Source organism: Clostridium sp. AF27-2AA, from assembly GCF_003478505.1.
Taxonomy (GTDB): domain Bacteria; phylum Bacillota; class Clostridia; order Lachnospirales; family Lachnospiraceae; genus Brotaphodocola.
This window is the reverse complement of record NZ_QUFI01000059.1, coordinates 1-8,455: the sequence shown is the minus strand read 5'-3', so window position 1 is coordinate 8,455 and position 8,455 is coordinate 1. Positions and strand designations below refer to the sequence as shown.

Below are 8,455 nucleotides of genomic sequence, written 5' to 3'. Positions count from 1 at the left end.
TGAGGGGCAGGGGAGTTGAAGTGTCGAAGACACTTTTTCGTTTTCAGTACAATGTATGGGGATAAGGAACATAATAGGAAAGGATGAATAAATATGAAACAGACCTTTGCCCTGAGAGGCAATCTTGTATACACAAAAAAAATCGGAACAATGGAAATCCTTGAGCAGCAGTATCTGGTCTGCGAGGACGGAAGGGTGCAGGGAATCTATCCGGAACTTCCACAACAGTTTTGCGGCATTCCGGTAGAAGATATGGGAGACCGGATCATCATCCCCGGACTTACGGATCTTCACGTTCATGCACCGCAGTATTCGTTCCGGGGACTAGGCATGGATCTGGAGCTTCTGGACTGGCTGAATACCAACACCTTTCCGGAGGAGAGCAAGTACCGGGATCCGGAGTACGCAAAGAAGGCATATGATATTTTTGTAAAGAATTTAACACACGGCGCTACCACAAGAGCCTGTGTGTTTGCCACCATTCACAACGAAGCAACCCTTCTTCTGATGGACCGGCTGGAAGAGGCAGGAATTGCGGCGATGGTGGGCAAGGTGAATATGGACCGCAACAGTCCGGACTATCTGCGGGAGGCTTCGGCAGAGGAATCTGCAAAGGCAACCAGGGAATGGATCCGGGCAGTCGCAGAACGGCATTATGAGCATGTGCAGCCAATCCTGACTCCGCGGTTTACGCCAAGCTGCAGTGACGAATTAATGGAGCTTTTGCATGATATCCAGAAAGAAACCGGGCTTCCGGTGCAGTCTCATTTATCGGAGAATCTGGGAGAGATTGCCTGGGTACAGGAGCTCTGTCCGTGGGCAGAATTTTACGGAGATGCCTACGACCATTTCGGCATGTTTGGCGGGAAATGCCGCACCATCATGGCTCATTGTGTTTACTCCGGTGAAGCGGAAATCCGCAGGATGAAGGAGAATGGAGTTTTTATTGCCCATTGTCCGGAGTCCAATACCAACCTTTCTTCCGGTATCGCGCCGGTACGCCGGTATTTAGATGAGCAGATTCCGATGGGACTCGGCAGTGATGTGGCAGGAGGTACGACGGAGAACCTGTTTGCGGCCATGCGCCATGCCATTCAGGCAAGCAAGCTCCGCTGGCGCCTGAGTGACCAGGGCTTAAAAGCGCTTACGGTTGAGGAGGTTTTTTATCTGGCTTCTAAGGGAGGCGGAGCCTTCTTTGGTAAGGTTGGAAGCTTTGAGCCGGGGTATGAGTTTGATGCGGTAATTCTGGATGACACAAGGCTGGAGCATCCGCAGTCACTTGAGGTAAAGCAGCGACTGGAGCGTGTCATTTATCTCGGTGATGAGCGGGAGGTGGCCGGAAAATATGTGGCAGGCCGGAAAATCTTATAATTTTTATTGAGAAAGAAGTCATGTGACCTTTCTTTCCGGCAGACAATGCGGTTACAATGATGCTATAGGAGGATGTGCCCGTGGATATTTTTCAGAAATTGCCAATGGCAAAACGCAGTGCGATGGAATTGTTGTTTCAGAATTGTACAGAAAAAGATAAAAATTACATGTTCACTATGGAAGTGGCGGCGGGACAAACTTTTATTCAGGCAGGAGAGCTTTGCCGGAATGCGGCAGTACCGGGGCAGCGTGGTCGCGCTGACAACACTTGCAGCCTGAAACAGACCCGCAGCCAGATGGCAATAGAACAGTGTATCGAAGGCAGATCGTAAGGCGCGCCTGAACAAAAGAAGGATTTCAAATGGAGGGGTAAGCAAATGTATGTAGGAAAGAAGGTAACACGTGTAGATGCTCATGATAAAGCAATGGGCAGAACCCGTTATACCGATGATCTGTGCGACAAGAGTGCATACATCATTCGTGTATTGCATTCCACGATCGCGAATGGGCGGGTTATTTCAATTGATACATCTGAGGCGGAGAAGATTCCGGGAGTCGTAAAAATCTTCACCTGCTTCGATCTGAAGGAAAAGCACTATTTTCCGACTGCAGGCCATCCGTGGTCTACGGACCCGTCGCATCAGGACGTGGCAGACCGTCTGGTCATGACAGACCGTGTCCGCTTTTACGGCGATGACATTGGTGCAGTCGTAGCAGAGGATGAGGTGGCAGCAGCCCAGGCACTGCGGGCCATCAAAGTAGAGTATGAGGAGTATCCGTTCGTTATGGATGTGCAGGATGCCATGAAGGAGGATGCTCCGCAGATCCATGAAAATTACCCGGGCAATGTGTTAAAGCACACCACGATCCGCAAGGGTAATTATGAGGAAGCCATCAGGGAGCCGGGCCTTATCAAGGTAGAGGGCTGGTACAGCACGCCGACCGTGCAGCACTGCCATATCGAGAACTTTATCTGTACTGCACAGATGGAGGGCGAGCGCATCCGTATGCTCAGTTCCACTCAGATCCCGCACATTGTCCGACGCGTGGTGGGACAGGCACTGGGAATTGACTGGGGTCGTGTGCAGATTATCAAGCCTTACATCGGCGGCGGCTTCGGCAACAAGCAGGACGTTCTGTATGAGCCGCTTTGCGCATGGGTCTGCATGAACCTGGGCGGTCATCTGGTTAAGCTGGATGTGCCGCGGGAGGAAACCTTCGTTTCCAACCGTGTACGCCATGCGATCCGCAGCCATATCGTATCCTGGGTTCGTCCGGACGGAACCTTTGCGGCAAGAAAGCTGGAGGCATTCTCCGACCAGGGAGCGTATGCATCCCACGGCCACAGCATCTGCGCAAAGGGTGTCGGTGCATTCCCGCAGCTTTACCCGTGCGACAATATTGAGGCAGATGGCTATACGGTATTTACCAATAAGCCGGCTGCCGGAGCCATGCGCGGATACGGTATTCCGCAGGCTATGTGGGCTGTTGAATGCCACACCGATGATGTTGCGGCAAAGATCGGCATGGACCCGATCGCATTCCGCAGAAAGAACCTGATGCCGGTTGGCTTTAAGGATGAATTTTCCAAGAATGAGCTGTACAGCGATACCTTTAACCAGTGTATGGACAAGGGCATGGCAGCAACGGATTACGAGCGTAAATACAAGGAATACCAGAATCAGACCGGCGATATCCGCCGTGGTATCGGCATGTCCGTATTCTGGTACAACACGGCAGTATGGCCAATCTCCCTGGAGACCTCTTCCTGCCGTATGGTATTGAATCAGGATGGTTCCCTGCAGGTACAGCTGGGGGAGACAGAGATCGGCCAGGGTGCTGACACTGCCTATACCCAGATGGCAGCGGATGTGGTAGGTGTCCGCCTGGATCAGGTGCATGTGGTTTCCTGCCAGGATACCGATGTGACCCCGTTTGGCACTGGCGCTTACGCGTCCCGTCAGACTTATACCGCAGGCTTCTCCATCCGCCAGACCGGACTGTTGCTGAAAGAGCGCATTTTGAACTATGCCCATGAGCTGACCCGCATGCCTCCGTACAATCTGGATCTTGTGGAGGGCAACGTTGTCCGCGTGACCGACGGACGCGTGCTGATGAGCGTGGGTGAGCTGGCTACTGAGGCCCTGTACAGCGTAACGCACAGCCAGCACATTACCGCAGAGAGTACCGCCCAGATCAAGTCCAACGCCTACTCCTTCGGATGTTGTTTTGCGGAGGTAGAGGTAGACATTCCGATGTGCAAGGTAAAGCTGCTTGACATTGTAAACGTGCATGATGTCGGAACCCTGATCAATCCTGCCCTGGCTGAGGCACAGGTACACGGCGGCATGAGCATGGGCATCGGCTTCGGCCTGTCCGAGAAGCTGCTGTTTGATCCGAAGACCGGGCGCGCGTTAAATAATAACCTGCTGGACTACAAGCTGTCTACCTTTATGGACCATCCGAGACTGCGTGCTTACTTCGTGGAAAATCCGGAGCCGACCAGTGCCTTCGGAACAAAATCCCTGGGTGAGCCGCCGACCTGTCCGGTTGCTCCGGCCATCCGCAACGCGGTTTATCAAGCCACCGGAGTGGCAGTCAATGACGCGCCGGTGAACCCGCACATTCTGTTTAAACGGTTTAAAGAAGAAGGTTTGTTCAAGGAGGTTACATTATGTATGATTTAAAGGCGCTTTACGAAGCGGAAAGTGTAGAGCACGCAGTAGCGCTCCTGATGGAACATCCGGAAGCGCAGATCATTGCCGGAGGCAGTGATGTGCTGGTGCAGATGCGCGAGGGAAAACGCGCAGGAAAAGAGCTTGTCAGTCTTTACGGGATCGACGCCATGCGAGGCGTATCCTTTGAGGAGGACGGTGCCATCCGCATCGGCTCCCTGACCAGTTTTTCCCATATTACCAAGGATCCGATCATCCAGAAATATATCAACGTACTCGGCGAGGCAGTAGACATGGTGGGCGGCCCCCAGATCCGCAACATCGGTACCATCGGAGGAAACACCTGCAATGGCGTGACTTCCGCTGACTCTGCCTCAACCCTCCATGCATGGGATGCGATCGTGGAGATCACCGGACCGGAAGGAGTACGCCGGCTTCCGATCCACGATTTTTACATCAAGGCAGGCAAGGTAGATTTGAAACCGGGCGAGCTGCAGACTGCGATCATCATTCCGAAGGAAGCTTATGAAGGTTATTTCGGGCATTATATCAAGTATGCAATGCGTAACGCCATGGATATCGCCACTACAGGATGCTCTGTGAATGTAAAGCTTTCCGAAGATAAAAAAACAATTCTGGATGCCCGGATTGCTTACGGCGTAGCCGGTCCGGTACCGATGCGTGCCCCTTCCGCGGAAGCAAAGATCCGTGGAAAAGAGACGGGCAGAGCGGCAGTCAAAGAGTTTGCCCAGGCAGTTCTTGAGGATATCAATCCGCGGGACAGCTGGCGAGCTGCGAAAGATTTCCGTGAACATATCGCGACGGTACTGGCAGAGCGCGCCCTGTGCGAATCCATCCGTCTGGCTGGAGGTGAAGTCCATGAGTAAACAGTATAAGCTGCTTTCCTGCACCATTAACGGAAAGAAAGTAGAAAAAATGATCGATGTGCGCGCGTCCCTAACCGATGTGCTGCGGGATGATTTCCGCCTTACCAGCGTCAAGAAGGGCTGTGAGGTAGGAGAGTGCGGAGCCTGCAACGTCCTGATCGACGGCGAGTGTTTCAATTCCTGCATTTACCTGGCTGTGTGGGCCGAGGGCAAGGAAATCCTGACCCTGGAGGGCCTGGCAGGCCCGAACGGCGAGATGTCCGACATCCAGCAGGCCTTCATTGATGAGGCCGCTGTCCAGTGCGGATTCTGTACCCCGGGCTTTATCATGAGCGCAACGGAGCTTTTACAGTCCGGAAAGGAATATTCCGATGACGAGATCCGCAAACTCCTGTCCGGCCACTTGTGCCGCTGCACCGGATACGAGAATATCTTCCGCGCAGTGAAGAAGACCATGCTGAGACGGCTTGGAAAGGATAAGGAAGCAGACGAGGTGTAAAATAGAATAAATAGAATTGAGAAAATTTCTTGATAGGTCATAAAGATTATGCTAATTTAAAATACGTGACCACTCAGATATTGAGTTAAGCCCAGACGGACGGGCGGGTCAGAAGCCGAAAGTGGGAAACCACATTATTGATTGGGTTAGGAGCTCAAATTTTATAAGTCGATACGCTACATGCGTATGTTATCAGTGCAAAAGGCACGTCACTTGTGAAACGGTCAATAAGAGCTTCTGGCAAAAGCAGAGCAGAAAACTGGGGATTAAGGTCACCGTTTTTCTGCCTGTCAAAGGGACAGAGACATTTAAAGACAAAAACAGCTACAGCAGGTGATGGAATATGCCGTCACCTGTTTTTTTATACCAATTTCAGGGACGGCTGCGGGGAAATACAGGAAGCCATGGGAAGCGAGGAAGAGGGCTTTATCACAGCAGACTTTGATCTGGACCGGCTGATGGAAGACCGTCTTTCCTGGGGACTGTTCCGGGACAGACGTCCTAAGATGTATGGAAAAATATGTTCCGTAATCTGAACAATCAGGAAAGCTCTCAATCATTGCCAAACGAAAAAGAATGCAGTACAATAAAACGGTACGAAAGAATGGCATAAGGAGAGCGTAAAATCATGAAAAAACAAAAGACTGGGAACAACGGCTTTACGCTTGCGGAGCTTTTGATCGTCGTTGCGGTCATCGGAGTTCTTGTGGCGATATCCATGCCTGTTTTTGCAGGATATCTGGAGAAAAGTCGTGAGACGGTTGATCTTGCCGATGTGCGCTCTGCTTACTCGGAAGTGATGATGGCTGTGATGACTGAGGATACAGAAAATTACTCCAGGACAGTGAAGAAATTGAAACAGAAACGGGATGACTGGAATGCCTATGATCCCGTAACGGTTTCCGGGATCACGCATTCCAGGAGCGAGGGTAATACGGAGCACTGGATCGGGATCCCTGTTGAGAATGGAGAATGTACGCTGTCATACATTCCGGGTTTCGGAATGAAGGTAATATGGAGCGGAGCAGGTGGAAATGATACACCGATCTCTTTTCCCTACAACGATGATCTGCATGGAGCACTCGATAAAACCGATATACTGGCTGAGCTGATAAAACAGAATAACACTTATTTTGAAATCGATTCCAAGTGTCCGAAATCTGATATGCTGACGAAAGTTAATGAGGAAATACGGAAGGAGGGCAGCAGCAGTCTGCTGGGAACCGGGACATGGGCCTATATAGGAAGTCCGAAAAATGCATCCAGCCGGTATTTGTTCTGGACATCCATGGATACCAATCAGGTTGGTGCAGGGAAAAAGATTCCGGTCATAGTCAGCAGGGCAGATGGTGGATTTTACATTTCTGAAACGACAACAGCGGCCAGAAAGAAAGACGGAAAGACGTATGTGGCAATTGCGGATCATATTGCAGATTTTTCCTCTTATACATCCGGCCAAAAATATGACAAGCTGGAAGATGCCTACAATGCATATCAGAAGCTGCTGGCGGATGGGACCTATCCGAATTGAGTAAAAATGACAAAAATGTCATTTTTTTGTCATGAACAATTAAACTGCTGCCATTAAAATGAATCTCAGTAAAGACTTAAGAAAGTTTAGGGAGGAATGTGACAATGGTAGCAGTTATTGGTTTTCTGATGATCATCGCGATTGTGGTTCTGCTTTTAAAGGGCAAGATGTCCCCGATCGTGGTACTGGCAGTAGTTCCGGCTATTGCGGCTCTGATTCTCCGGTTTTCCCCGGTAGAGATTATGGGCTTCATTGCGGATGGTATTAAGACGACCACCAGCAATGGTATCTTATTTATCTTTTCCGTTATTTATTTTGGTGTTCTGGCAGATACCGGACTCTTTGATGTCATCGTTGGATGGCTGGTAAAAAAAGCGGGAAACAATGTAATCGCAGTTACCGTGGTAACCGCAGTGATCGCAACGATCGCGCATCTGGACGGAACCACCGCGGTAACCGTTCTCATTACCATTCCGTCTATGTATCCGGTATACAAAAAGATGAAGATTGATCCGCGCATCCTTCTTTGCCTGACCGGCGCCTGCATGGGTGTTATGAACCTGCTTCCGTGGGGCGGCCCGACCGCAAGAGCGGCAACCGTTCTGGAGATGGATGCCACCGAGTTATGGCATATGCTGATTCCGCTTCAGGTTGTGGGTCTGGTTATGAACATTGCGCTCGCGGTTGTTCTTGGCATAGTTGCGATCAAGCATGGTGCTGGACTTGGAAAAGGAGAAGAGGTTGCGGTAGATGAGAAAGAGAAGAAAGAAGAGGCAAGCTTAAGAAAGTCCAATGCTTTCCTGATCTTCAACTTCCTGCTCACCGCTGGCGTGATCGCGCTGTTATCCACCGGTATTGGTAAATCCTATGTTATTTTCATGCTGGGGCTGTGCATCCTTCTGGCTGTCAACTATCCGGACCAGAAGCTGCAGGACAAGCTGATCAAGAAACATGCTCCGGCAGCGCTGATCATTTCCGCAACCCTGTTCGCGGCAGGCGCTATGGTTGGTGTCTTTGACGGAACCGGCATGCTGGAAGCAATGGCAGGCGCGATCATGGCGATCATCCCGGCAGCCCTTGGCAAGTACATCCACATCATCTTCGGTATTCTGGCACTTCCGCTGGGTCTGTGTGTGGGAACCGACGCGTACTTCTACGGCATCATGCCGCTGGTTATGCAGGTAGGTGAAACCTACGGTGTAGCCTCCTTAAATACCGCGCTGACCATGCTGATCGGTAAGAACCTGGCTCTCATGGTAAGCCCGCTGGTACCGGCTACCTATCTGGCTATCGGCCTGACCGGAACCGAGCTGAAAGACCACATGAAATTCAGCATCCCGCCGTATTACCTTGTTAGCCTGCTGATGCTGGCATTCGGAGTGCTCCTTGGAATCGTAACCATTTAAAAATTTAAGAGCGCAGATCACTACAGGTCCGAAGCCGGTAATCCTGGCATACCGCTGCGCAAAATATGGGTATTGTGTTCGGACGA

Annotated in this window: 8 protein-coding genes; all 8 read left to right on the top strand. The window is 51.0% G+C overall.

Annotation, left to right across the window (positions count from 1 at the left end; all coding sequences use genetic code 11):
• Window positions 1–93: 93 nt before the first annotated feature.
• Window positions 94–1,371, top strand: coding sequence for an amidohydrolase family protein (locus DWY84_RS16780; protein ID WP_118534445.1), 1,278 nt, complete (start codon window positions 94–96; stop codon window positions 1,369–1,371).
• 80 nt (window positions 1,372–1,451) lie between these two features.
• Window positions 1,452–1,703 carry a hypothetical protein gene (locus DWY84_RS16775; RefSeq protein WP_118534444.1) on the top strand — a complete coding sequence of 84 codons (252 nt, stop codon included), beginning with the start codon at window positions 1,452–1,454 and terminating at the stop codon, window positions 1,701–1,703.
• A gap of 45 nt (window positions 1,704–1,748) precedes the next feature.
• Entirely contained in the window at window positions 1,749–4,058 is a 2,310-nt protein-coding gene (gene xdhA, locus DWY84_RS16770; protein WP_118534443.1) for a xanthine dehydrogenase subunit XdhA, read from the top strand.
• Window positions 4,046–4,933: a xanthine dehydrogenase subunit XdhB gene (xdhB, locus tag DWY84_RS16765; protein ID WP_118534442.1), complete on the top strand. Its 888-nt coding sequence runs from the start codon at window positions 4,046–4,048 to the stop codon at window positions 4,931–4,933. Before xdhA ends, xdhB begins: the two co-directional genes overlap by 13 nt.
• Window positions 4,926–5,432 carry a xanthine dehydrogenase subunit XdhC gene (xdhC, locus tag DWY84_RS16760; RefSeq protein ID WP_118534441.1) on the top strand — a complete coding sequence of 169 codons (507 nt, stop codon included), beginning with the start codon at window positions 4,926–4,928 and terminating at the stop codon, window positions 5,430–5,432. The genes xdhB and xdhC overlap by 8 nt, the downstream gene beginning before the upstream one ends.
• A gap of 404 nt (window positions 5,433–5,836) precedes the next feature.
• A complete protein-coding gene (locus DWY84_RS18000) occupies window positions 5,837–5,968 on the top strand; it encodes a hypothetical protein (protein ID WP_279220353.1) in 132 nt (43 codons plus the stop codon).
• Between the two features lie 92 nt (window positions 5,969–6,060).
• Window positions 6,061–6,963 (top strand): prepilin-type N-terminal cleavage/methylation domain-containing protein, encoded by a 903-nt coding sequence (locus DWY84_RS16755; RefSeq protein ID WP_118534440.1) that lies wholly within the window; start codon window positions 6,061–6,063, stop codon window positions 6,961–6,963.
• Between the two features lie 104 nt (window positions 6,964–7,067).
• Window positions 7,068–8,369: a citrate:proton symporter gene (locus DWY84_RS16750; protein WP_118534439.1), complete on the top strand. Its 1,302-nt coding sequence runs from the start codon at window positions 7,068–7,070 to the stop codon at window positions 8,367–8,369.
• The last annotated feature ends 86 nt before the right edge of the window (window positions 8,370–8,455 follow it).